This window comes from Franconibacter pulveris (genome assembly GCF_056780215.1).
This window is the reverse complement of record NZ_CM165555.1, coordinates 3104180-3129921: the sequence shown is the minus strand read 5'-3', so window position 1 is coordinate 3129921 and position 25742 is coordinate 3104180. Positions and strand designations below refer to the sequence as shown.

The window sequence follows — 25742 nt, the reverse complement described above, 5'->3', positions numbered from 1 at the left end:
CGATGACAGAGAAAGTAAGACATTCTGCCGCCTCGTCTGAGGGCAGTGACGAAATTGATATCGGGCGCCTTATCGGCACGGTGATTGAAGCGAAGTGGTGGGTGCTTGGCATCACCGCGCTGTTCGGCCTGCTGGCGCTTATCTATGTTTTATTCGCCACGCCCATTTATAGCGCCGACGCGCTGGTGCAGATAGAACAGGATGCCGGCAACTCGCTGGTGCAGGATATCAACAGCGCATTGACCAACAAGCCGCCCGCATCCGATGCGGAAATTCAGCTGATCCAGTCGCGTCTGGTGCTCGGCAAAACGGTGGACGACCTTGACCTTGATATCGCGGTTGAGAAAAACACCTTTCCTCTCTTCGGCGCCGGCTGGGATCGCCTGACAGGGCATGCCAACGACACGGTGAAGGTGACCACCTTCAACCTGCCGAAAGGCATGGCGCAGGATACGTTCACCCTGGAAGTGCTGGGGCCGCAGCAGTATCAGCTTACCAGCGATGCGGGCTTTAGCGCGCGCGGCACCGTAGGCCAGATGCTGTCGAAAGATGGCGTGCAGATGATGGTCAGCGCCATTCAGGCTGGCGAAGGCAGCGATTTTACCGTAACCAAATACTCCACCCTCGGCATGATTAACCAGCTGCAGGGCAACCTGACGGTGACGGAAAACGGTAAAGATACCGGCGTGCTGAGCCTGACCTTCACCGGCGAAGACCGCGATAAGATTCGCGACATTCTTAACAGCATTACCCGCAACTACCTTGAGCAGAACGTGCAGCGCAAGTCGGAAGAGGCGGCGAAAAGCCTGGCCTTCCTTGATAAACAGCTGCCGGAAGTGCGCGCGCGCCTGGATGATGCGGAGAACAAGCTTAATGCTTACCGCCAGGAAAAAGACTCGGTCGACCTGCCGCTTGAGGCCAAGTCGGTGCTGGATTCCATGGTTAACATTGACGCCCAGCTCAACGAACTGACCTTTAAAGAGGCGGAAATCTCCAAGCTCTATACCAAGGCGCACCCGGCTTACCGCACGCTGCTGGAAAAACGTCAGGCGCTGGAAGATGAAAAAGCGAAGCTGAACAAGCGCGTGACCGCGATGCCGAAAACGCAGCAGGAGATTGTTCGCCTGACGCGCGATGTGGAATCGGGCCAGCAGGTTTACATGCAGCTGCTGAACAAACAGCAAGAGCTGAAAATTACCCAGGCGAGCACCGTGGGCGATGTGCGCATCGTCGACCCGGCTATCACCCAGCCGGGCATCGTGAAGCCGAAAAAAGCGCTGATCATCCTGGGCAGCCTGATTCTTGGTCTGCTGCTCTCGGTTGTGGTAGTGCTGCTGCGCTCGCTCTTTAACCGCGGTATTGAAAGCCCGCAGGCGCTGGAAGAGGCGGGCATCAATGTTTACGCCAGCATCCCGCTCTCTGAATGGCAAAAAGAGCGCGACAGCGTGAAAACCGTCAAAGGCGTTAAGCGTTACAAGCAAAGCCAGCTGCTGGCGGTGGGCAACCCGACCGACCTGGCGGTCGAAGCGATCCGCAGCCTGCGCACCAGCCTGCACTTCGCCATGATGCAGGCGCGCAACAACGTGCTGATGCTGACCGGGGTAAGCCCTTCTATCGGTAAAACCTTCGTTTGCGCCAACCTGGCGGCGGTCATCAGTCAGACCAACAAGCGCGTGCTGCTTATCGACTGCGATATGCGCAAGGGGTATACCCACGAGCTGCTCGGCACCACTAACGTCAACGGTCTTTCCGACGTGCTGGCGGGGCAGGGGGATATCTCCCGCTGCGCGCAGAAAACCTCTATCCCCGGCTTTGACCTGGTGCCGCGCGGGCAGATCCCGCCGAACCCGTCTGAACTGCTGATGAGCGAGCGTTTCACCGAGCTGGTGAAGTGGGCGAGCAGTCAGTATGACATGGTGCTTATCGATACGCCGCCTATCCTCGCCGTCACCGACGCCGCCGTGGTAGGCCGCCATGCGGGCACCACGCTGATGGTGGCGCGCTACGCGGTCAACACCCTGAAAGAGGTGGAAACCAGCCTGAGCCGCTTCGAGCAGAACGGCATTCAGGTAAAAGGGGTGATTCTGAACTCCATTTTCCGCCGCGCGACCGGGTACCAGGATTACGGCTATTACGAGTACGAGTATAAGTCCGACCACAAATAACCCCTGATAGCCCCTGAACCCGCCCTCTCCCGCAAAGGGAGAGGGAAAAGCGCATGCCCGGGACAGGGGAATACGACAAAGAGAACGCTTCTGGTTTTCCTCCCTGAGCGAAGCCGGAAGTCAAAGGTAGTCGCCGCTAACGTGCATAACTTCCATCTGCATTCGGAGAAACAACAATGACCCGCACAGCGCGCCCATTAATTTCCATTTATATGCCGACATGGAATCGCCAACAGCTGGCCATCCGCGCCATCAATTCGGTGCTGCGCCAGGACTATGAGCATTGGGAGATGATCATAGTCGATGACTGTTCGTCCTCTTATGAACAGCTGCAAAGCTTCGTGGAGGGATTGAACGACCCTCGCGTGCGTTATACCCGCAATGATTACAACTCCGGCGCCTGCGCGGTGCGCAACCAGGCTATTTTGCAGGCGAAAGGGGAGTTTATTACCGGTATCGATGACGATGACGAGTGGATGCCGGATCGCCTTTCCACGTTTCTTGAGCATAAGCACCAGCTGGTTACCCATGCGTTTTTGTACGCTAACGACTACCTGTGCGAAGGGCAGGTCTATTCGCAGCCAGCCAGCCTGCCGCTCTATCCCAAATCGCCCTGGTCGCTGAAGCTTTTCTTCAAGCGCAATATCGTCGGCAACCAGGTTTTTACCTACGCCTGGCGTTTTAAAAGCTGCCTGTTCGATACGGAGCTTGCCGCCGCGCAGGATTACGACATCTTCCTGCGCATGGTGGTGGAATACGGCGAACCGTGGAAAGTGGAAGAGGCGACGCAAATCTTGCACGTCAACCATGGCGAGATGCAGATAACCAAATCGGCGAAAAAGTTTGCTGGCTATTTTCACTTCTACCGTAAACACAAAGATAAATTCGACCGCGCAAGCAAGAAGTATCAGCTCTTCACGCTCTACCAGATCCGCAACAAACGCATGACCTGGCGCACGCTGCTGACGCTGCTCTCCGTTCGCAATACCAAGCGACTGGCTGACGGACTGCGGGGGAAATAATGCTGCTTGAGGATCTACGCGCCAACTCATGGAATCTTCGCCCCTGCTGCATGGTAACCGCCTATCGCGTGGCCCATTTCTGTTCAGTCTGGCGCAAGAAAAACGTACTGAACAACCTCTGGGCGGCGCCGGTATTGCTGCTTTACCGCTTTGTTACGGAATGCCTGTTTGGTTATGAAATTCAGGCGGCCGCCACCATCGGTCGCCGCTTCACCATCCATCACGGCTACGCGGTGGTGATTAACAAAAACGTGGTGGCGGGCGACGATTTCGTCATCCGCCACGGCGTGACCATTGGCAACCGCGGCGCCGAAAACCTCGCCTGTCCGGTTATCGGCAACAACGTCGAACTGGGGGCGAATGTCGTCATGATTGGCGATATCACCATCGGCAATAACGTAACCGTCGGCGCAGGCAGCGTGGTGCTGGACAGCGTGCCGGACAACGCGCTGGTGGTAGGCGAAAAAGCGCGGGTAAAGGTAATTAAATGAACATTCTGCAATTTAATGTTCGCCTCGCCGAGGGCGGGGCGGCGGGCGTGGCGCTGGATCTTCACCAGCGCGCGCTGCAAAAGGGACTGCGTTCTCGCTTTATCTACGGCTATGGCAAGGGCGGCAAAAAAAGCGTCAGCCATGACCGCTTCCCGCATGTTGAAAAACATACGCCGCGTTTAACGTCAGTCGCCAATATCGCGCTGTTTCGGCTTTTTAACCGCGACCTGTTCGGCAATCTCAACGGCCTTTATCGTCGCGTGACCCGTACCGAAGGACCGGTGGTGCTGCATTTTCATGTGCTGCACAGCTACTGGCTGAATCTGGAAGAGGTGGTGGATTTCTGCAAGCGACTGAAAGCGCATAAAGCGGACGTCACGTTTGTCTGGACGCTGCATGACCACTGGAGCGTGACCGGCCGCTGCGCCTTTCTCGACGGCTGCGAGGGCTGGAAGAGCGGCTGTCGCAAATGCCCGACGCTCAGCAACTATCCGCCGGTGAAAATCGACCGCGCCCACAGCCTGGTGGAAGGCAAGCGCCAGCTGTTTCGTGACATGCTGGCCCTGGGCTGCCGCTTTATTTCGCCAAGCCAGCATGTGGCGGACGCGTTTAACGAGCTCTACGGGGCAGGGCGTTGCCACATCATCAACAACGGCATCGACGTCGCCACCGAGGCGATTCTGGCGGAGCTGCCGCCAGCGCAGGCGGCGTCAGACAAGCCGAAGATTGCCGTGGTGGCCCATGACCTGCGCTACGACGGAAAAACTAACCAGCGCCTGGTGCGCGAGCTGGTGGCGCTGGGGGATAAAGTGGAAGTGCATACCTTCGGCAAGTTTTCCCCCTTCGAAGGCGGCAACGTGATTAATCACGGCTTTCTGACCGACAAGCGCCAGTTGATGAGCGAGCTGAATCAGATGGACGCGCTGCTGTTTACCTCACGCGTGGATAACTACCCGCTCATTCTGTGCGAAGCGCTCTCTATTGGCGTGCCCGTTATCGCCACCCACAGCGACGCGGCTCGCGAAGTGCTGCAAAAATCGGGCGGTAAAACCGTGGATGAGGAGACCGCGCTGCGATTAGCGCAGCAGGGCAAGGCGCAAATCGCTCAGGCTGTCTTTAACGCCTCTCTTGAGGACTTTACCGCGCGCAGCCGGGCGGCATACAGCGGCGAACAGATGCTGGAGGAATATGTCTCGTTCTATCAGAGTCTGTAGCTATCTGCTGCTGCCGTTCATCTACCTCGTGGTGAACGTTAAGCTGCTGCAACTCGGTGAAAGCTTCCCCATTACCGTGGTCACTTTCTTGCCGCTTATTTTGCTGCTGTACGTGGAAAAAATAAGCGTTAAGAAATTACTTATTGCACTGGGGATCGGAACCGGGCTGACACTGTTTAACTTCGTTTTTGGTAAATCGCTCGACGCCAGCAAGTATGTTACCTCGACGATGCTTTTTGTTTATATCGTTATCATTATTGGCATGACCTGGAGCATCCGCTTCAAAACCATCTCGCCGCGAAACTACCGTAAAATATTACGCTTATTTTACATCGTGGTTGGGATTATTGTGGCGCTCGCGGCGATGGAAATGGCTCAGATTATTCTTACTGGCGGCAGCAGCCTGATGGAGAATATTTCTAAATTTCTTATCTACAGCAATAGCTATGTACTGAATTTTATCAAGTTTGGCGGGCGGCGAACTACGGCGCTCTATTTTGAACCTGCCTTCTTCGCTCTGGCGTTAATCTCAATTTGGCTCAGTATCAAACAGTTTGGTATCAAAACACCGAAAACGGATGGTATGATTCTGTTGGGGATAATTTTATCCGGGTCGTTTTCAGGGGTAATGACGTTTATTCTCTTCTATCTGCTGGAATGGGCGTTTCAGTATCTCAACAAAAATGCGATTCGCAAGAAGTTGCCCCTGGCAATTATTTCACTGGCGGTGTTCATTGTCGGCGTTGTGTTTGCTTTTCCCTATATTGCGACGCGTCTCGGCGACCTCGGAACGGAAGGATCTTCCTCTTATTACCGAATTATCGGTCCGCTGGCGATGGTCGGGTATTCGCTGACAAACATCGATGGCGTTGTGCGTTTCGGTTCGCTTTATGAATATGTCGCATCATTCGGAATTTTTAACGGTGCGGACGTCGGTAAAACCATAGACAATGGGCTGTATCTGCTAATCATTTATTTTTCATGGTTCGCGGTTTTATTAACGTGCTGGTATATGTACCGGGTTGTGAAAATGATGCTTAACGCGTTTGGTAATAATCAGAATTTTCGCGTTCAGCTTTGGTTGTTCACGCCGGTATCGCTGTTCTTCACCGGTTCGATATTTAGCCCGGAATATGCGTTTTTAATAGTTTGTCCGTTTATTCTGCGTAAAGCGTTAAACATTACAGCTTCCTGATGAGGTCAGCCATGATGCTTTTGAGTGTAATTACTGTCGCCTGGCGCAATTACGAAGGGGTGGTGAAAACCTGGCAGTCGCTGGCCCATCTGGCGAAAGCCAAAGGGATTGAATTTGAATGGATTGTCGTCGATGGCGGCTCCAGTGACGGCACTGAGGAATTTCTGAAAAATCTGCACGGCCAATATAATTTACGCTACGTCAGCGAAAAAGATAAAGGCATTTATGATGCCATGAATAAAGGCATCGCGATGGCTAAAGGCCGCTACGCTATTTTTCTGAATTCCGGCGACGTGTTTCATTCGGAAGTGGCGGAGGTCGCGCATCAGCTCGCCGCTACGCCGACTACTGAACGCGCTATGTATATTGGCGACGCGCTGCTCGATTTTGGCGACGGCAATAAAGTGCGCCGCGGCGCGAAACATGGCTGGTATATTTATCACAGCCTGCCAGCCAGCCATCAGGCTATCTTCTTTCCGGTAGAAGGGCTGCGAAATTATCCTTATGACCTGCAATATAAAGTCTCATCCGATTACGCCTTAACCGCTCGCCTTTATAAAGCAGGCTACGGTTTTAAAAAATTAAAAGGGCTGGTTTCGGAATTCTCGATGGGCGGCGTGTCAACCTCGAATAATCTGGAATTATGCCGTGATGCCAGAAATGTTCAGCGCAAAATATTAGGCGTGCCCGGCTTCTGGGCGGAATTATCTTATTTATTGCGCCTGCGTACGACCGGCAAAGCCAAGGCGATGTATCACAAAGCATAACGCCTGAAGCATAAGGAAAAACTATGCAGGATTTAAGCGGATTCTCGGTGCCGAAAGGCTTCCGGGGCGGGCACCCTATTAAGGTTCAACTGTGGTGGGCGGTACAGGCGACGTTATTTGCCTGGTCCCCGCAAGTGCTTTATCGCTGGCGCGCCTTTTTATTACGGCTTTTTGGCGCGCGAATCGGCAAAGGGGTGGTTATTCGCCCTTCGGTAAAAATAACGTACCCCTGGAAATTAACGCTTGGGGATTATGCCTGGGTCGGCGACGACGCCGTTTTATATACCCTTGGCGATATTACCATCGGAGCCAATTCGGTGGTTTCGCAGAAATGTTATCTCTGCACCGGCAGCCACGACTATATGTCTGACCATTTCGATATTAACGCTACGCCAATTGTGATTGGCGAGAAATGCTGGCTGGCGACGGATGTTTTTGTCGCCCCTGGCGTGACCATCGGCGACGGCACGGTTGTCGGCGCCAGAAGCAGCGTATTTAAGCCGCTGCCGGCGAATGTGATTTGTCGCGGCAACCCGGCGCGCGTCGTTCGCGAGCGGGTGGCGCAAACCTCCCCTCTGGATCCTCTCCATCAGGAACGGAAGAAAGCGGCGGGCATGAATTAACGCGGCGGCGTCACGCCGCCAGATTAAGAAAGATTTTCCCCTCTCCAGGCGAGAGGGCCTGAGTAAGGGGAACAGGCGACTGAACCCTGAATGATTAACGAGCCTGGTGGGCAGGCAAGGTCCGATTTAAACAGAGGAAATAGACATTATGAGTAAAGTTGCTCTCATTACCGGCGTAACCGGACAAGACGGCTCTTATCTGGCTGAGTTCCTGCTTGAGAAAGGCTACGAAGTACACGGCATCAAGCGTCGCGCCTCATCGTTCAACACCGAGCGCGTTGACCATATCTATCAGGATCCGCATGCCGCTAACCCGAAATTCCACCTGCATTACGGCGACCTGACCGATACCTCTAACCTGACCCGCATCCTGCAGGAAGTGCAGCCGGACGAAGTGTACAACCTGGGGGCAATGAGCCACGTAGCGGTCTCTTTTGAATCGCCGGAATACACCGCGGATGTAGACGCCATCGGCACCCTGCGCCTGCTGGAAGCCATCCGTTTCCTGGGCCTTGAGAAGAAAACGCGCTTCTATCAGGCATCCACTTCTGAGCTGTATGGTCTGGTGCAGGAGATCCCGCAGAAAGAGACCACGCCGTTTTACCCGCGCTCCCCGTATGCGGTGGCCAAACTTTACGCGTACTGGATTACCGTCAACTACCGCGAATCCTACGGCATGTACGCCTGCAACGGCATCCTGTTCAACCACGAATCTCCGCGTCGCGGCGAAACGTTCGTTACCCGCAAAATCACCCGCGCTATCGCCAACATCGCCCAGGGCCTCGAATCTTGCCTGCACCTTGGCAACATGGACTCCCTGCGTGACTGGGGCCATGCCAAAGACTACGTGAAAATGCAGTGGATGATGCTGCAGCAGGAGCAGCCGGAAGATTTCGTTATCGCCACCGGCGTGCAGTACTCCGTTCGCCAGTTTGTCGAAATGGCCGCCGCGCAGCTTGGCATCAAACTGCGCTTTGAAGGCAAAGGCGTGGAAGAAAAAGGCATCGTGGTTTCCGTCACCGGCCATGACGCGCCAGGCGTGAAACCGGGCGACGTTATCGTTCAGGTTGACCCGCGCTACTTCCGTCCGGCTGAAGTGGAAACTCTGCTCGGCGACCCGACCAAAGCGCATGAAAAACTGGGCTGGAAACCGGAAATCACTCTCCAGGAGATGGTTTCTGAGATGGTAGCCAAAGATCTTGAAGCGGCCAAAAAACACTCGCTGCTCAAATCTCACGGCTACGAGGTGGCCATCGCGCTGGAGTCCTGAGGATGAAGAAACAACGTGTTTTTGTCGCCGGCCACCGTGGAATGGTGGGCTCGGCCATCGTCCGCCAGCTTGAGCAGCGCGACGACGTTGAACTGGTTCTCCGGGGGCGCGACGAGCTGAACCTGCTGGATGGCGCGGCGGTGGACGCTTTCTTCGCCGACGCGAAGCTCGATCAGGTTTACCTCGCGGCGGCGAAAGTGGGCGGCATTGTCGCTAACAACACTTACCCGGCGGATTTCATCTACGAGAACATGATGATTGAGAGCAACATTATTCACGCGGCGCATAAGCATGACGTGAATAAGCTGCTGTTCCTCGGTTCATCGTGCATCTATCCGAAGATGGCGAACCAGCCGATTAAAGAGAGCGAGCTGCTGCAGGGCACGCTTGAGCCGACCAACGAGCCGTACGCTATCGCCAAGATAGCGGGCATCAAGCTGTGCGAGTCTTACAACCGCCAGTATGGCCGTGATTATCGCTCCGTGATGCCGACCAACCTCTACGGGCCGAACGATAACTTCCACCCGAGCAACTCGCACGTGATCCCGGCGCTGCTCAGACGCTTCCACGAGGCGACGCAGGAGAACGCGGCCGACGTGGTGGTCTGGGGCAGCGGCACGCCGATGCGCGAATTCCTGCATGTGGATGATATGGCGGCCGCCAGCATTCACGTGATGGAGCTGGCGCATGAGGTGTGGCTGGAAAATACCGAGCCGATGCTTTCTCACATCAACGTCGGCACTGGCGTGGACTGCACCATTCGCGAACTGGCGCAAACCATCGCCAAAGTGGTGGGCTACAAGGGCCGCGTGGTGTTTGACGCGTCGAAACCGGACGGCACGCCGCGCAAGCTGCTGGACGTGACGCGTTTGCACAGCCTGGGCTGGTATCACGAGATAACCCTGGAGGCGGGCCTCGCCAGCACTTACCAGTGGTTCCTTGAAAACCAGCACCGGTTCCGGGGGTAAGCGATGTTTTTAAGCCAGGAAGACTTTGCCACCGTGGTGCGTTCCACGCCGCTCATCTCCATCGATTTGATCGTGGAGAACGAGCGCGGGGAGTTTCTGCTGGGCAAACGCACCAACCGACCGGCGCAGGGCTACTGGTTTGTGCCGGGCGGGCGCGTGCAGAAGGACGAACCGCTCGCGCTCGCCTTTGAGCGCCTGACGCAGGCCGAGCTCGGCAAGCGTTTCGCCATGGGAGAAGGGGAGTTTTACGGCGTCTGGCAACATTTTTACGACGACAACTTCTCCGGAAAGGATTTCTCCACGCACTACATCGTGCTGGGCTTTCGCCTGCGGGTGAACGAGGCGGCGTTAACGCTGCCGACCGAACAGCACAATGCGTACCGCTGGATGAAGCCCGAACAGCTTACGGCAAGCGAAGAGGTGCATGACAACAGCCGCGCCTATTTCCTTGCCGAACGCAAGGCGGAGGTGCCGGGGCTATGAAGATCCTGGTCTACGGCATCAACTACTCGCCGGAACTGACCGGCATCGGTAAGTACACCGGCGAGATGGTGGAATGGATGGCCCGTCAGGGCCATGAGGTGCGGGTCATTACCGCACCCCCTTATTACCCGCAGTGGCAGGTGGGGGAGAATTACTCCGCCTGGCGCTACCGCAAAGAGCAGGGCGCGGCCACCGTCTGGCGCTGCCCGCTGTATGTGCCGAAGCAGCCTTCGACGCTGAAGCGTTTGATTCACCTGGGCAGCTTTGCGGTGAGTTCGTTCTTCCCGCTGCTGGCGCAGCGGAGCTGGAAGCCGGACCGCATTATCGGCGTGGTGCCGACGCTCTTCTGCACGCCGGGCATGCGCCTGCTGGCGAAGCTCTCCGGCGCGAAAACGCTGCTGCACATTCAGGATTACGAAGTGGACGCCATGCTGGGCCTTGGCATGGCGGGCAAGGGCAACGGCGGCAAAATCGCCCGTCTGGCGACCCGCTTTGAGCGCAGCGGCCTGCATAACGTGGACAACGTCTCGACCATCTCTCGTTCAATGATGAATAAAGCCAGAGAGAAGGGCGTGCCGGAAGAGCGCGTGATTTTCTTCCCCAACTGGTCGGAAGTCTCCCGCTTTCGCGACGTGACGCAGGAAGAGGCCGCAACGCTTCGCCAGCAGCTTGGCCTGCCGGCGGATAAAAAAATCATTCTTTACTCCGGCAACATCGGGGAGAAACAGGGGCTGGAAACCGCCATTGAAGCGGCGGATCGCCTGAAAGACAAGCCCTGGGAATTCGTGATCGTAGGCCAGGGCGGCGGTAAGGCGCGCCTTGAGAAGATGGCGGCGGAGCGAGGCCTTTCCAACGTGCGTTTCTTTCCGCTTCAGCCTTATGACGCCCTGCCGGCGCTGCTGAAGATGGCCGACTGCCATCTGGTGATTCAAAAGCGCGGCGCGGCGGACGCGGTGCTGCCTTCCAAACTCACCAACATTCTGGCGGTGGGCGGCAATGCGGTGATTACCGCAGAAAACGACACCGAGCTCGGCCAGCTTTGCCAGAACTATCCGGGCATCGCCGTCTGCGTGGAGCCGGAATCAACGCCCGCGCTGGCGCAGGGCATCGAAGCCTGTCTGGGGCTTCCCAAATTCAACACGGTGGCACGTGAATATGCCGAACGCACGCTCGAAAAAGAGAACGTGTTAAGTCAATTTATTGCTGATATTCGGGGTTAAGCCATGAGTCAGTCGACACTCTATCCCGTCATTATGGCAGGCGGCTCCGGCAGCCGTCTGTGGCCGCTCTCCCGCGTGCTTTACCCAAAACAGTTCCTCTGCCTGAAAGGGGATCTGACCATGCTGCAGGCGACCATTGCACGCTTAAACGGCGTGCAGTGCGAAAGCCCGGTGGTTATCTGCAACGAACAGCACCGTTTTATCGTCGCCGAACAGCTGCGCGAGCTGAACAAGCTGACTGAAAACATCATTCTTGAACCCGCCGGGCGCAACACCGCGCCAGCCATCGCCCTGGCGGCGCTGGCGGCGAAGCGCAACAGCCCGGACAGCGACCCGCTGATGCTGGTGCTGGCGGCGGATCACGTCATTCAGAACGAAGAGGCGTTCCGCGAGGCGGTGCGCGCGGCGATGCCGTTTGCCGAGAGCGGCAAGCTGGTGACGTTCGGCATCGTGCCGGATCAGCCGGAAACGGGCTATGGCTATATTCGCCGCGGCGAGGTGGTCAACCCCGAGCAGAATGTCGACGCCGTGGCCTTCAGCGTGGCGCAGTTTGTGGAAAAACCGAATCTGGAAACCGCCCGCGCTTACGTTAATACCGGCGAGTACTACTGGAACAGCGGCATGTTCCTGTTCCGCGCGGGTCGTTATCTCGAAGAGCTTAACAAGTACCGGCCGGACATTCTGGAGGCGTGCGAAAAAGCGATGCGCGCCGTTGACCCGGATCTCGACTTTATCCGTGTGGATGAAGCCGCCTTCCTGGCCTGCCCGGAAGAGTCGGTGGACTACGCGGTGATGGAAAAAACCGCCGACGCGGTGGTGGTGCCGATGGACGCCGGCTGGAGCGATGTCGGCTCCTGGTCGTCGCTGTGGGAGATCTCCAGTCGCACGCCGGAGGGCAACGTTCATCACGGCGACGTCATCAGCCACAACACCGAGAACAGCTACGTGTATGCCGAATCGGGTCTGGTGACCACGGTGGGCGTAAAAGACCTGGTGGTGGTGCAGACCAAAGACGCGGTGCTAATCGCCGATCGCAACCACGTGCAGGATGTGAAAAAAGTGGTCGAGCAGATAAAGCAAGACGGCCGCCGCGAGCACCATATCCACCGCGAGGTTTACCGTCCATGGGGCAAATATGACTCCATCGACGAGGGCGACCGTTACCAGGTGAAACGCATCACCGTGAAGCCGGGCGAGGGCCTCTCCCTGCAAATGCATCATCACCGCGCCGAACACTGGATTGTGGTGGCGGGCACGGCAAAGGTCACCATTAACGACGAGGTGACGCTGCTTGGCGAGAACGAGTCGATTTACATTCCGCTTGGCGCCACCCACTGCCTGGAAAACCCGGGGAAAATCCCCCTCGACCTGATTGAGGTGCGCTCCGGCGCTTACCTGGAAGAGGACGACGTGGTGCGGTTCGCAGACCGCTATGGCCGCGTCTGATCCCGCTTCGTTGTTCACGCCGCAGGCGCGGGAACGCACGCGGTTGCCGCCTGTCTGCAGCGTGAAAACCGCAGGCAGGCGCCTTACTGATTTGGATTTTCCGAAAAAAGATTAACCAAGAGATAAAAATGGAAAAGTTAACCTGTTTTAAAGCCTATGACATTCGCGGCCGTCTTGGCGAGGAGCTGAACGAAGACATCGCCTGGCGCATCGGCCGCGCCTATGGCGAATTCCTCAAGCCGAAAACCATTGTGCTGGGCGGCGATGTGCGCCTGACCAGCGAGGCGCTCAAGCTCGCGCTGGCGAAAGGGCTGCAGGATGCGGGCGTCGATGTGCTGGATATCGGGCTTTCTGGCACCGAGGAGATTTATTTCGCCACGTTCCACCTGGGCGTGGACGGCGGCATTGAGGTTACCGCCAGCCATAACCCGATGGACTATAACGGCATGAAGCTGGTGCGCGAGGGCGCGCGTCCGATTAGCGGCGACACCGGGCTTCGCGATGTGCAGCGTCTCGCCGAGGCCAACGACTTCCCGCCGGTAAACGAGGCGAAGCGCGGCGGCTATAAGCGCATCGACCTGCGCGATGCCTATATCGACCATCTGTTCTCCTATATCGACGTGAACAATCTCAAGCCGCTGAAACTGGTCATTAACTCTGGCAACGGTGCGGCGGGCCCGGTGGTGGACGCCATTGAAGCGCGTCTGAAAGCGATGAACGCGCCGGTGAGCTTTATCAAGGTGCACAACACGCCAGACGGCAACTTCCCGAACGGCATTCCTAACCCGCTGCTGCCGGAATGCCGCGACGATACCCGCAACGCGGTTATCGAACACGGCGCCGACATGGGCATCGCTTTTGACGGCGACTTCGACCGCTGCTTCCTGTTTGACGAAACCGGGCAGTTTATCGAGGGCTACTACATTGTCGGCCTGCTGGCGGAAGCCTTCCTCGAAAAACACCCCGGCGCGAAAATCATTCACGACCCCCGTCTTTCCTGGAACACCGTGGATGTGGTGAAGGCCGCTGGCGGCACGCCGGTGATGTCGAAAACCGGCCACGCCTTTATCAAGGAGCGCATGCGCCATGAAGACGCCATCTACGGCGGCGAGATGAGCGCGCATCACTACTTCCGCGATTTTGCCTACTGCGACAGCGGAATGATCCCATGGCTGCTGGTCACCGAACTGCTGTGCCTGAAAGGCCAGACGCTCGGCGAACTGGTTCGCGATCGCATGGCGGCGTTCCCGGCGAGCGGTGAAATCAACAGCAAACTGGCGGAGCCGGCGGCGGCGATTGCGCGTGTGGAAACGCATTTTGCCCCGCAGGCGGGCAGCATTGATCGCACCGACGGCATCAGCATGGAATTTACCGACTGGCGCTTCAACCTGCGCAGCTCTAACACCGAACCGGTGGTGCGCCTGAACGTAGAGTCCCGCGGCGACACGGAACTCATGCAGGCCAAAACGCAGGAGATCCTGGCGCTGCTGAATCAGTAACCAGGCGGTAGAACCTTCGCCCCGGCAGCAAAAGGGGAGAGCGCCTTCTGTAGCGAGGGATAAAAGAATCACGGTCCCGCAAGGGGCTAAAGGAACAACCTCCTCCCGGTCCCCGGGAGGAGAAGAGGAGGGGCATTAAGGTGAGATCGCTTAACAGCGCCTTTGGGCGCCCTACAGGTACAACGATGGCAAATCTAAAAAAGCGCGAACGAGCTAAAACGAATGCATCGTTAATCTCCATGGTGCAACGGTTCTCTGATATCACCATCATGTTCACCGGGCTATGGCTGGTGTGCCGGCTCAGTGGGTTGCCTTTCTTCTATATGCATCTGCTGATGGCGCTGATAGCCCTTGTGGTGTTTCAGATGATTGGCGGCATGACCGACTTCTACCGCTCCTGGCGCGGCGTGAAGATATCAACCGAACTGTTGCTGCTATTGCAAAACTGGACGCTGGCGCTCGTTTTCAGCGCTGGCCTGCTGGCCTTTAACGATGATTTTAACGTCAGCTTCGGCACTTACCTCGCCTGGTATCTGCTTTCCAGCGTCGGCATGGTGGTGTGCCGCTCCTGTATTCGCATCGGCGCGGGCTGGCTGCGCAACCACGGCTACAACACCCGCCGGGTGGCGATTGCCGGGCCGTTGCCGGTAGGCCAGGAGCTGGCGGAAAGCTTTCGCAACGAGCCGTGGCTGGGCTTTGAAGTGATGGGCGTCTATCACGACCCGCTGCCGGATGGCGTGCCGCCGCAGTGGGCAGGCACCACGGAACAGCTGGTGGAAGATGCGAAAGCGGGAAAAATTCATAACGTTTATATCGCGATGTCGATGAACGACGCCGCGAGCATCAAAAAGCTGGTGCGCGATCTCTCCGATACCACCTGCTCGGTGATGATGATCCCGGATGTGTTCACCTTCAATATCCTGCACTCGCGTCTTGATGAAGTGAACGGCGTGCCGGTAGTGCCGCTGTTTGACACCCCGCTTTCGGGCATTAACCGCGTACTTAAGCGCATTGAGGACATCATTCTCTCGTCCTTAATCCTGCTGCTGATTTCGCCGGTGCTGCTGTGCATCGCGGTGGCGGTGAAAGTGAGCTCGCCAGGCCCGATTATTTTCCGCCAGACCCGCTACGGGATGGACGGCAAGCCGATTAAGGTCTGGAAGTTCCGCTCTATGCGGGTGATGGAGAACGACGCGGTCGTGGTGCAGGCGACGCAGAACGATCCGCGCGTCACCAAAGTGGGCAGCTTCCTGCGCCGCACTTCGCTTGATGAGTTGCCGCAGTTTATTAATGTGCTCACCGGCGGTATGTCGATTGTCGGCCCGCGCCCGCATGCGGTGGCGCATAACGAGCAGTATCGCGCGCTGATTGAAGGCTACATGCTGCGCCATAAAGTGAAGCCAGGCATCACCGGCTGGGCGCAAATCAACGGCTGGCGCGGCGAGACGGATACTCTGGAGAAGATGGAAAAACGCGTCGAATTTGACCTCGAGTACATTCGCGAGTGGAGCCTGTGGCTTGATATCAAAATCGTCTTTCTCACCATCTTCAAAGGCTTTGTGAACAAAGCGGCGTATTAAGGATTTGTCATGAGCCTCAGAGAAAAAACCATCAGCGGCGCCAAATGGTCCGCTATTTCCACCGTCATCATCATCGCCCTCGGGCTGTTGCAGATGACGTGGCTGGCCCGCCTGATGGATAACCACCAGTTCGGGTTGCTGACCATTTCGCTGGTGATAATCGCCCTTGCCGATACGCTTTCCGACTTCGGCATCGCCAACTCGATTATCCAGCGTAAAGAGATTAGCCATCTGGAGTTAACCACGCTTTACTGGCTGAACGTCGGGCTTGGCGCGCTGGTGTGCGTGGTGGTTTTCTCGCTGAGCGGCGTTATCGCCGCGCTGCTGCATAACCCGGATCTCGCGCCGCTTATCAAAACCCTAGCCTTTGCTTTTGTGGTCATTCCCCACGGCCAGCAGTTCCGCGCTCTGATGCAAAAGGAGCTGGAATTTAACAAGATAGGCATGATAGAGACGCTGGCGGTGCTGTCGGGCTTTACCTTCACCGTGATTAGCGCGCATTACTGGCCGGTGGCGATGACGGCGATTGTCGGTTATCTGGTCAATACCGTGGTGCGCACCGCGTTGTTTGGTTTTGCCGGACGTAAAATCTACCGCCCGGGGCTGCACTTCTCGCTCCCTTCGGTGGCCTCTAACCTCAAGTTTGGCGCGTGGCTCACTGCCGACAGCGTAGTGAACTACATCAACACCAACCTCTCGACGCTGGTGCTGGCGCGAATTCTTGGCGCGGGTGCGGCGGGGGGCTTTAACCTTGCCTATAACCTGGCGGTGATCCCGCCTGCCAAACTCAACCCGATTATTACCCGCGTGCTGTTCCCGGCCTTCGCCAAAATTCAGGACGATACCGAGAAACTGCGCGTGAATTATTACAAGCTCATCTCCATGGTGGGGATTATCAACTTCCCGACGCTGCTGGGGCTGCTGGTGGTTTCCGACTCTTTCGTGCGGGTGGTGTTCGGCGAGCGCTGGCTGTTTATTACACCGGTTTTGCAACTGCTGTGCATCGTCGGGCTGCTGCGCGCCATTGGCAACCCCATTGGCTCGCTGCTGATGGCGAAAGCGCGCATGGATATCAGCTTTAAATTCAACCTGTTTAAAACGGTGCTATTTGTGCCCGCCATTATCGTCGGCGGCCATATGGGCGGCGTTTTGGGCGTGACCATCGGCTTTTTGTCGGTGCAGATAATTAATACCGTATTGACCTATTTTGTTCTTATTAAACCGATACTTGGACCGAGTTATCGCGACTACATTTACAGCATCTGGTTACCTTTCCGCTTATCTTTGCCCACCGTGCTGGTGAGCGGCGGGCTGGGATATTGTCTCCCGGGGCAACTCCCTTTCGCGGCGTTGCTAATTCTTCAGGTGGTTGCTGGTGTCGCGGCATTTGCGCTGACTTTGCTTTTTTCTCGCGAGCCCCTGGTGCTGGAGATTAAACGTCAGCTGTGCCGTAGCGACAAGTTGAAAGCCTTATTGCGCGTGAGCTGAAGTTTTAAAACGCGCTGTTGTTAAGATGACGAGGTCATAATGAAGATTTTAATTTTGGGTAACCATACCTGCGGCAACCGTGGCGACAGCGCCATTCTCCGCGGCCTGATTGACGCCATCCATTCGCTGGATAAGAGCGTCAAAATCGATGTGATGAGCCGCTACCCGGTGAGTTCCGCAAGTCTGTTAGGCCGCCCGGTAATGAAAGATGGCCTCTATGAGCATATGAAGCAGGCGAATAACGCGGCAGGGGTGATGGGCCGCGTAAAGAAAGTGCTGCGTCGCAAGTATCAGCATAAAGTGCTGCTGGCGAAAGTGACCGAGCGCGGCAAGCTAAGCAAGGTCTCTGTACCGAAAGCGTTTACGGATTTCGTCAATACGCTTGAGCAGTATGACGCCATTATTCAGGTGGGCGGCTCGTTTTTCGTCGACCTGTACGGTGTCTCCCAGTTTGAACATGCGCTGTGCAGCTTTATGGCGAAAAAGCCTATTTACATGATCGGCCACAGCGTTGGGCCGTTCAACGACCCGCAGTTTAACGAAGTGGCTAACCATGTGTTCAGCCATGCCGATGCGCTGGTGCTGCGCGAAACGGTAAGCCGCGATCTGATGCAAAAGTCCGGTATTAATACGGAGAAGGTAGAGCAGGGCGTGGATACCGCCTGGCTGGTGGACCGCGAGGCTAACGATATAACGCTGGAATACGCCGTTGATCACTGGCTGAACGTGATTCGCCAGCGCAAAACCGTGGCGATTACCCTGCGTGACCTCGCGCCGTTCGACAAACGCCTTGGCACCACGCAGCAGGCTTATGAAAAAGCGTTCGCCATTATGGTCAACCAGCTTATCGCCGACGGTTATCAGGTGCTGGCGCTCTCTACCTGTACCGGCATCGACAGCTATAACAAAGATGACCGCATGGTGGCGCTTAAGCTGCAATCCCTCATTGAGCAGCCGGAACACTATCATGTCGTGATGGACGAACTTAACGACCTGGAAATGGGCAAGCTGCTCGGCGCCTGTCAGCTTACTGTCGGCACGCGTCTGCACTCCGCCATTATCTCCATGAACTTCGGCACGCCAGCCATCGCCATCAACTATGAGCACAAGTCTGCGGGCATCATGAAGCAGCTCGGCATGCCGGAAATGGCGGTGGAAATTCGCAACCTGCTGGATGGTTCTCTCCAGCAGAAGGTGAGCGAAACGCTAGAGAAGCTGCCGGAGATTAACCAACGCCTGGAGACGGCGGTGCAGGCTGAGCGCGAAAACGGCCTGCGCATGGTGGAGGCTGTGCTGCAGCGCGCGCGGGAGGGGAAATGAAGGTCGGTTTCTTCCTGCTCAAATTCCCGGTGGCGTCGGAAACGTTCGTGCTTAACCAGATTGTCGGGTTTATCGACATGGGGTATGAGGTGGAGATTGTCGCCCTGCAAAAAGGGGACATGCAGAATACGCACGCGGCCTACACTCAGTACGGCCTTGCGCAAAAAACCACCTGGCTGCTGGATGAGCCCGAAGGCAAGCTGGCGAAGCTGCGCTCGCGGGCGGGCAACACTTTAAAGGGGGCCTTGCGCCCCCGCACCTGGAAAGCGCTGGATAAAAAACGCTACGGCGATGAAGCGCGTAACCTGATCCTCTCCGCGATTTGTGGACGGGTGAAAGAGCCGCTCGCGGCCGATGTTTTTATCGCCCACTTCGGCCCGGCTGGGGTTACCGCCGCGAAGCTGCGCGAGCTGGGGATTTTGCAGGGCAAAATCGCTACCGTCTTCCATGGCATTGATATTTCGCACCGCGACGCGCTGGCGCATTATACGCCAGAATATCAACAGCTTTTCCGCCGTGGCGACCTGATGCTGCCCATTAGCGAACTGTGGGCCAGCCGGCTGAAGGCGATGGGCTGCCCGGATGAGAAAATCGCGGTGTCGCGTATGGGGGTCGACATGGAGAAATTCTCCCTGCGTCCGCTTAAAGTGCCCGGTTCGCCGCTGGAGATTATCTCCGTCGCCCGGCTTACCGAGAAAAAAGGGCTGCATGTGGCGATTGACGCTTGTCGCCTGTTAAAAGCGCGCGGCGTGAACTTTCGTTACAACATTCTGGGTATTGGTCCCTGGGAGCAGCGCCTGCGCGCGCTTATCCAACAACATGATTTACAGGATCGGGTTTTCATGCCGGGGTTTAAGCCAAGCCATGAGGTGAAAGCGATGCTCGACCAGGCCGATCTCTTCCTGCTGCCTTCCGTCACTGGCGCCGATGGCGATATGGAAGGCATCCCGGTGGCGTTGATGGAGGCGATGGCGGTCGGCATTCCCGTCGTTTCAACCCTGCACAGCGGCATCCCGGAGCTTATCGACGCGGGCAAATCGGGCTGGCTGGTGCCGGAGAATGACGCTGCGGCGCTGGCTGAGCGTCTGCAGGCTTTCGCAAGCCTGCAGGAAGCGGAGCTTCGTCCGATGCTAAGCCTCGCCCGCCGTAAAGTGGAAACCGACTTCAATCAGCAGGTCATTTATCGTGAGCTTGCCGGTCTGCTGCAAGCGCTATAGAGCCTGAGGTATCATGCGTAAAGAGATAAAAACTTCACTCCTTCTTTCCCGCCGCTCCCTTCTGCAAGCCAGCTCCGCGCTGGCGCTTCTGCCGCTCTTCCCCTTCGCCGCCCGCGCGCAAAACCGCGCCGACAGCGTCAGCATTGCCCGGTATAACCGCAACGACATGCCTGCCGCGTTTAAACAGGCTTTCGCCGAGGCGCAGACGGTAGAAGTGCCTGCTGATATGGTGTGCGACAACTTCAACAGCGCTGTCTTTATTCCGGCGGGAAAAACTTTGCTGGTGCGCGGCGGCATCAAGGGCAACGGGAAAGGACGCTTCGTGTTGCAGGACGGCTGTCAGGTTGTGGGAGAGCAGGGCGGTCGCCTGCACAATATTACGCTGGATGTCCGCGGTTCCGATTGTGTTATCAAGGGGATAGATTTAAGCGGTTTCGGCCCGGTCGCGCAGATTTATATCGGCCAGAAGGAGCCGGCTACGATGCGTAACCTCTTGATTGACAACATTACCGTGCACGATGCCAATTACGGCATTCTCCGCCAGGGGTTCCGCGACAAAATGGAGGGCGTGCGCATTACCAACGGCCGCTTTACGCACTTACAGGGCGACGCCATTGAATGGAACGTGGCTATCAACGACAGCGATATCCTTATCTCGGATCATGTGATTGACCATATCGACTGCACCAACGGCAAAATCAACTGGGGGATAGGTATTGGACTTGCCGGCAGCACCTATGATAATGACTACCCCGAAAGCCAGGCGGTGAAAAACTTCGTGGTGGCAAATATCACCGGCAGTAATTGTCGCCAGCTGGTACATGTGGAAAACGGCAAACATTTTGTGATTCGCAATATCAAAGCGAAGAATATAAACCACACCTTCAGTAAAAAAGCGGGTATCGATAACGCCACGGTGGCGATTTATGGCTGCGATAACTTTATTATCGATCAGGTAAATATGACCAACAGCGCAGGCATGCTGATTGGTTATGGCGTCGTTAAGGGTAACTACCTTTCCATCCCGCAAAATTTTAAGCTCAACGATATCCACCTCGATAATACCCACATGCCTTATAAAAGCCGGGGCATTCAAATCTCGTCTGGCAACGCGACATCGTTCGTCGCTATCACCAACCTGACGATGAAGCGCGCTACGCTTGAACTCCATAACAAGCCGCAACATCTTTTCCTCAGAAATGTCAGCGTTATGCAGGATTCCGCCGTTGGCCCGGCGCTAAAAATGCACTTTGATTTGCGCAAGGATGTGCGGGGGCGCTTTATGGCGAAGGAAGATACGCTGCTTTCGCTGGCGGATATTCACGCAATCGATGAAAGAGGCCGGCAGTCGGTAGATATAGATCGGGTGGATCAGCAGCATGTTAGCGCGCAAAGGTTGAATTTTAAGCTGGCGGTAGCCCAGAAGTGACCCTTTATCAACTTTGCGAGGATTCTGAGTCCTCAGCTAATCAAAGCGTCATATTTTATGTAAAGGGAAATTAGATACACCTCGGTTAAGCGTCAACTTTTGACAATTCATGCTGGCTTTGAGATTCCAACAGTCTATAATTCATCAACCCAATTTTGAGGTGACAGAGTAAATGGTTAATTTGAAAGCGGTAATTCCGGTAGCGGGTTTGGGTATGCACATGCTGCCTGCCACGAAAGCCATTCCGAAAGAAATGCTGCCAATCGTCGATAAGCCAATGATTCAGTACATTGTCGATGAGATTGTGGCTGCAGGCATCAAAGAAATCGTTCTGGTGACCCATTCTTCAAAAAACGCAGTGGAAAACCACTTCGACACCTCTTATGAGCTTGAGGCACTGCTGGAGCAGCGCGTTAAGCGTCAGTTGCTGGCGGAAGTTCAGTCTATCTGTCCGCCGGGCGTGACCATCATGAACGTACGCCAGGCGCAGCCGCTTGGCCTTGGCCATTCCATTCTCTGTGCTCGCCCGGTGGTTGGCGATAACCCATTTGTGGTTGTGCTGCCCGATATCATTCTTGACGACGCCACCGCTGACCCGTTGCGCTATAACCTGGCCGCGATGGTGGCGCGTTTCAATGAAACCAGCCGCAGCCAGGTTCTGGCGAAACGTATGTCGGGCGATCTTTCTGAGTACTCAGTCATCACTACGCAGGAAGCGCTGGACAGCGAAGGTAAAGTAAGCCGTATCGTTGACTTCATTGAAAAACCGGATCAGCCGCAGACGCTGAACTCCGATCTGATGGCCGTTGGCCGTTATGTCCTCTCTGCGGATATCTGGGAAGAGCTGGCGAAAACCGAGCCGGGCGCCTGGGGCCGTATCCAGTTGACCGACGCCATTGCGCGCCTCAATGAGAAGCAGCCGGTAGAAGCGATGCTGATGACTGGCGAAAGCTACGACTGCGGCAAGAAAATGGGCTACATGCAGGCGTTTGTAAACTATGGCCTTCGTAACCTGAAAGAAGGGCAGAAGTTTCGCGACAGCATCAAGAAACTGCTGGCGTAATGACAATTGCCAGCATTGAGGCTGGCGAGGAAGTTAAAGTGAGAAACGGCAATTTGAGCGTTCGGGTCTGAGACTCAATACTCGTTGCCGTTTTTTTATTAAAGCTTTTAAAACAAAAGATTAAAAGTGGACAGGGGCTTTGTAGAACCAACATTCTTCTTGTTTCTACTGTCCGAAGCGCGCAAAATTAGCATCTATTCGCGCTAATTATGCATAAAACGGTTTTTTTATGTGAATTCGTGACGGCAAAACCCAAGCCAACCCTCAGTGCACTGGTAGCTGTAGAGCCAGGGGCGGTAGCATTGTCGAAATATTCCTCTAAAACAGTCATGGGTAAAAGTAGAGCAAGGAATATTTCTACAGAGCTAAAAATGAAAGTTAAATTTATTTAATCAGCGAGACTATTTCACGTGAAAATACTTGTTACCGGTGGGGCTGGCTTTATTGGCTCAGCTGTGGTTCGCCATATTATTAATAATACTCCGGATGAAGTGATTAATGTTGACAAGTTGACCTATGCAGGGAACCTCGAGTCGCTTGCTGAGATTGCTGGTCATCGTCGTTATAGCTTTGTACAAGCTGATATTTGCGACCGTTCAACGCTTGAAAAAATCTTTGTAGAGCACCAACCTGATGCGGTCATGCACCTTGCAGCGGAAAGCCATGTTGATCGTTCCATTACAGGTCCAGCTGCTTTTATCGAAACGAATATCGTAGGTACGTATACGCTACTTGAGGTTGCACGTACTTATTGGACGCAGTTAGACGCAACGCGTAAAGCAGCTTTTCGTTTCCACCATATTTCCACAGATGAAGTCTATGGCGATTTGCCGCACCCGGATGAGTGGCATCAAAATAAGCTTTTGCCGCTTTTTACAGAAGAGACGGCTTACGCGCCAAGTAGCCCTTATTCCGCTTCTAAGGCTTCAAGCGACCATCTGGTCCGCGCGTGGTTACGCACTTATGGCTTACCGACAGTTGTGACTAATTGCTCAAATAACTATGGTCCATACCATTTCCCAGAAAAATTGATTCCGTTGGTCATACTTAACGCCCTGGAGGGCAAACCGCTGCCCATTTACGGTAAGGGCGATCAAATTCGCGATTGGTTATATGTTGAAGACCATGCGCGCGCACTCTATACCGTAATAACTAAAGGCAAGGTTGGCGAGACTTATAATATCGGCGGCCATAATGAGAAGAAAAACATCGATGTGGTACAGACTATCTGTGACTTACTGGATGAAATGGTGCCTAAGGCAAAGCCATATTGTGAGCAAATTATCTATGTAGCGGACCGCCCGGGTCACGATCGACGTTATGCAATTGATGCCGATAAAATTAATCGCGAGCTTGGCTGGTCACCACAAGAGACGTTTGCGACTGGTATTAAAAAAACGATTGAATGGTATTTAAAAAATCAAGAGTGGTGCCAAAGGGTGCAGGATGGCAGCTATCAGCGCGAACGTTTAGGATTAGAATAATATGAAAGGTATAATACTAGCGGGCGGTTCAGGAACTCGTTTATATCCCGTGACCATGGGCGTTTCAAAACAGCTCCTTCCTATTTATGATAAGCCTATGATCTACTATCCACTGTCAGTATTAATGCTGGCAGGGATACAAGATATACTTATTATTACGACTCCAGAAGATCAGGATAGCTTCAAACGGCTTTTGTCTGACGGAAGTCAATTCGGTATAAAATTATCCTATGCAATACAACAAAACCCGGACGGTCTTGCGCAAGCTTTTATCATTGGAGAAGCATTCATTGGCAAAGATCCTGTTTGCCTGGTGTTGGGCGATAATATTTTCTTCGGCCAGGGTTTTAGTCCTAAACTCAAAAGCGTGGTTGAGCGTAATGATGGGGCTACAGTATTCGGCTATCAGGTTATGGATCCTGAACGTTTCGGCGTAGTTGAGTTCGATGAAAACAACAAAGCAATTTCTATCGAGGAAAAACCAAAAGCGCCCAAATCAAACTGGGCGGTGACAGGTTTATATTTTTACGATAACAACGTAATTGAAATTGCCAAAAATGTAAAACCTTCTGCACGCGGCGAATTAGAAATTACCACCGTAAATGAAGAGTATTTGAAAAGAAACAAACTTCATGTTGAGCAACTTGGCCGTGGCTTCGCCTGGTTGGATACCGGCACGCATGACAGCTTGATTGAGGCTGGCAGTTTTGTTGAGACAGTACAGAAGCGACAAGGTATGATGGTGGCGTGCCCCGAAGAAATAGCCTGGCGTAATGGATGGTTAACGGTAGACGAACTTCGCGAGCGTGGGCAAATGCTTAAGAAAAACCATTACGGCAAATATCTACTAAAACTTATTAATTAATATGAAAATAGAAATTATTAATTTCCCTAAGCATGGTGATGAGCGGGGAGCGTTAGTTGTTCTGGAAGAACAGAAAAGTGTTCCCTTTGATGTCAAACGAATTTATTACATGTTCGATACAAAAAAGGATGTCAGACGCGGTTTTCATGCTCACAAAAAATTACGTCAGCTCGCCATACCTGTACAAGGTCATTGCAAATTTTTGCTTGATGATGGTAATGAAGCTATTGAAATTTTAGTAGATAATCCCACTCAAGGGCTGATGATAGAGCCTATGGTCTGGCATGAAATGTTTGATTATTCCGAAAACTGTGTACTCATGGTATTGGCGGATGATTATTACGATGAAAGTGATTATATTCGCAACTATGAGGAATTCAAACAGCGAGTAAAAAATGGATAATTTAAAGTCAAAAACTATTCACTTACGTTTTGCTGACGCTTCTGATGCCGAATTCATCTATTCACTCAGAATAAATGATTCGTTAAATCAGCATATTTCAAAGGTTTCAGGCTCTGCAGAAACGCAAAAGGAATGGCTGCAGGAATACAAAAAGCGTGAGCTTCTTAATGAAGAGTTTTACTTTATTATCGAAAAAAATGAAGGAAATTGCGAAGTTGGCACAGTTAGAATCTACGGTTTGACTAATGACAAGCGATTTTGTTGGGGCAGTTGGATATTGAACGAACAAAAGACAAAAAGTGCTGCTATAGAGAGCGCATGCCTCGTTTACAAATTTGCTTTTGAAGAGAAAAATTTTAGGTCATCTTATTTTCAGGTCGATAAAAAAAATGTGGGTGTGATTTCTTTTCATTTAAAAACAGGCGCTAAGATTGTATCTGAAGATGATACGAATTTTAACTTCATTTTTGAATATGAAGACTACCTGGAGCTTAAGGATAAATATTACAAATATTTAGAGGCATAATGAC

At 54.3% G+C, this 25742-nt stretch carries 23 protein-coding genes; all 23 read left to right on the top strand.

Features of this window, described 5'->3' with window-relative positions:
- The first annotated feature begins 2 nt into the window (after positions 1–2).
- Positions 3–2165, top strand: a complete 2163-nt coding sequence (wzc, locus tag ACU4F7_RS14825; protein WP_481637231.1) for a tyrosine-protein kinase Wzc — start codon at positions 3–5, stop codon at positions 2163–2165.
- A 176-nt stretch (positions 2166–2341) separates the two neighbouring features.
- The gene (wcaA, locus tag ACU4F7_RS14820) at positions 2342–3187 is read left to right on the top strand and encodes a colanic acid biosynthesis glycosyltransferase WcaA (RefSeq protein ID WP_024555770.1); all 846 of its coding nucleotides are present in this window, start codon (positions 2342–2344) and stop codon (positions 3185–3187) included.
- A gap of 2 nt (positions 3188–3189) precedes the next feature.
- Positions 3190–3678, top strand: coding sequence for a colanic acid biosynthesis acetyltransferase WcaB (gene wcaB, locus ACU4F7_RS14815; protein ID WP_024555771.1), 489 nt, complete (start codon positions 3190–3192; stop codon positions 3676–3678).
- Positions 3675–4892, top strand: coding sequence for a colanic acid biosynthesis glycosyltransferase WcaC (gene wcaC / locus ACU4F7_RS14810; protein WP_481637230.1), 1218 nt, complete (start codon positions 3675–3677; stop codon positions 4890–4892). The genes wcaB and wcaC overlap by 4 nt, the downstream gene beginning before the upstream one ends.
- Positions 4867–6087 (top strand): colanic acid polymerase WcaD, encoded by a 1221-nt coding sequence (gene wcaD / locus ACU4F7_RS14805; protein WP_024555773.1) that lies wholly within the window; start codon positions 4867–4869, stop codon positions 6085–6087. Before wcaC ends, wcaD begins: the two co-directional genes overlap by 26 nt.
- A gap of 14 nt (positions 6088–6101) precedes the next feature.
- Entirely contained in the window at positions 6102–6854 is a 753-nt protein-coding gene (gene wcaE, locus ACU4F7_RS14800) for a colanic acid biosynthesis glycosyltransferase WcaE (protein WP_029593300.1), read from the top strand.
- Between the two features lie 23 nt (positions 6855–6877).
- Positions 6878–7477: a colanic acid biosynthesis acetyltransferase WcaF gene (gene wcaF, locus ACU4F7_RS14795; protein WP_029593299.1), complete on the top strand. Its 600-nt coding sequence runs from the start codon at positions 6878–6880 to the stop codon at positions 7475–7477.
- A 148-nt stretch (positions 7478–7625) separates the two neighbouring features.
- Positions 7626–8747 (top strand): GDP-mannose 4,6-dehydratase, encoded by a 1122-nt coding sequence (gene gmd / locus ACU4F7_RS14790; RefSeq protein ID WP_024555776.1) that lies wholly within the window; start codon positions 7626–7628, stop codon positions 8745–8747.
- Positions 8748–8749: 2 nt separating this feature from the next.
- A complete protein-coding gene (gene fcl / locus ACU4F7_RS14785; protein WP_029593298.1) occupies positions 8750–9715 on the top strand; it encodes a GDP-L-fucose synthase in 966 nt (321 codons plus the stop codon).
- A 3-nt stretch (positions 9716–9718) separates the two neighbouring features.
- Entirely contained in the window at positions 9719–10198 is a 480-nt protein-coding gene (locus ACU4F7_RS14780) for a GDP-mannose mannosyl hydrolase (protein ID WP_029593297.1), read from the top strand.
- The gene (gene wcaI, locus ACU4F7_RS14775; RefSeq protein WP_029593296.1) at positions 10195–11418 is read left to right on the top strand and encodes a colanic acid biosynthesis fucosyltransferase WcaI; all 1224 of its coding nucleotides are present in this window, start codon (positions 10195–10197) and stop codon (positions 11416–11418) included. Before ACU4F7_RS14780 ends, wcaI begins: the two co-directional genes overlap by 4 nt.
- 3 nt (positions 11419–11421) lie before the next feature.
- A complete protein-coding gene (gene cpsB, locus ACU4F7_RS14770; RefSeq protein WP_029593295.1) occupies positions 11422–12864 on the top strand; it encodes a mannose-1-phosphate guanyltransferase in 1443 nt (480 codons plus the stop codon).
- Positions 12865–12992: 128 nt separating this feature from the next.
- A complete protein-coding gene (gene cpsG, locus ACU4F7_RS14765) occupies positions 12993–14363 on the top strand; it encodes a colanic acid biosynthesis phosphomannomutase CpsG (protein ID WP_481637229.1) in 1371 nt (456 codons plus the stop codon).
- A gap of 185 nt (positions 14364–14548) precedes the next feature.
- The gene (gene wcaJ / locus ACU4F7_RS14760) at positions 14549–15943 is read left to right on the top strand and encodes an undecaprenyl-phosphate glucose phosphotransferase (RefSeq protein ID WP_029593293.1); all 1395 of its coding nucleotides are present in this window, start codon (positions 14549–14551) and stop codon (positions 15941–15943) included.
- A 9-nt stretch (positions 15944–15952) separates the two neighbouring features.
- The gene (locus ACU4F7_RS14755) at positions 15953–17431 is read left to right on the top strand and encodes an MOP flippase family protein (protein ID WP_481637228.1); all 1479 of its coding nucleotides are present in this window, start codon (positions 15953–15955) and stop codon (positions 17429–17431) included.
- 39 nt (positions 17432–17470) lie between these two features.
- Positions 17471–18751 carry a colanic acid biosynthesis pyruvyl transferase WcaK gene (wcaK, locus tag ACU4F7_RS14750; RefSeq protein WP_481637227.1) on the top strand — a complete coding sequence of 427 codons (1281 nt, stop codon included), beginning with the start codon at positions 17471–17473 and terminating at the stop codon, positions 18749–18751.
- A complete protein-coding gene (gene wcaL / locus ACU4F7_RS14745) occupies positions 18748–19968 on the top strand; it encodes a colanic acid biosynthesis glycosyltransferase WcaL (protein WP_481637226.1) in 1221 nt (406 codons plus the stop codon). The genes wcaK and wcaL overlap by 4 nt, the downstream gene beginning before the upstream one ends.
- A gap of 13 nt (positions 19969–19981) precedes the next feature.
- Positions 19982–21397 carry a colanic acid biosynthesis protein WcaM gene (gene wcaM, locus ACU4F7_RS14740; protein ID WP_029593290.1) on the top strand — a complete coding sequence of 472 codons (1416 nt, stop codon included), beginning with the start codon at positions 19982–19984 and terminating at the stop codon, positions 21395–21397.
- Positions 21398–21569: 172 nt separating this feature from the next.
- The gene (galF, locus tag ACU4F7_RS14735; RefSeq protein ID WP_007869151.1) at positions 21570–22460 is read left to right on the top strand and encodes a UTP--glucose-1-phosphate uridylyltransferase GalF; all 891 of its coding nucleotides are present in this window, start codon (positions 21570–21572) and stop codon (positions 22458–22460) included.
- A gap of 410 nt (positions 22461–22870) precedes the next feature.
- Positions 22871–23944 (top strand): dTDP-glucose 4,6-dehydratase, encoded by a 1074-nt coding sequence (gene rfbB / locus ACU4F7_RS14730; RefSeq protein WP_481637225.1) that lies wholly within the window; start codon positions 22871–22873, stop codon positions 23942–23944.
- Between the two features lies 1 nt (position 23945).
- Positions 23946–24809 carry a glucose-1-phosphate thymidylyltransferase RfbA gene (rfbA, locus tag ACU4F7_RS14725; protein ID WP_481637224.1) on the top strand — a complete coding sequence of 288 codons (864 nt, stop codon included), beginning with the start codon at positions 23946–23948 and terminating at the stop codon, positions 24807–24809.
- A gap of 1 nt (position 24810) precedes the next feature.
- The gene (locus tag ACU4F7_RS14720; RefSeq protein ID WP_481637223.1) at positions 24811–25212 is read left to right on the top strand and encodes a sugar 3,4-ketoisomerase; all 402 of its coding nucleotides are present in this window, start codon (positions 24811–24813) and stop codon (positions 25210–25212) included.
- Positions 25205–25738, top strand: a complete 534-nt coding sequence (locus tag ACU4F7_RS14715; RefSeq protein ID WP_481637222.1) for a GNAT family N-acetyltransferase — start codon at positions 25205–25207, stop codon at positions 25736–25738. The genes ACU4F7_RS14720 and ACU4F7_RS14715 overlap by 8 nt, the downstream gene beginning before the upstream one ends.
- The last annotated feature ends 4 nt before the right edge of the window (positions 25739–25742 follow it).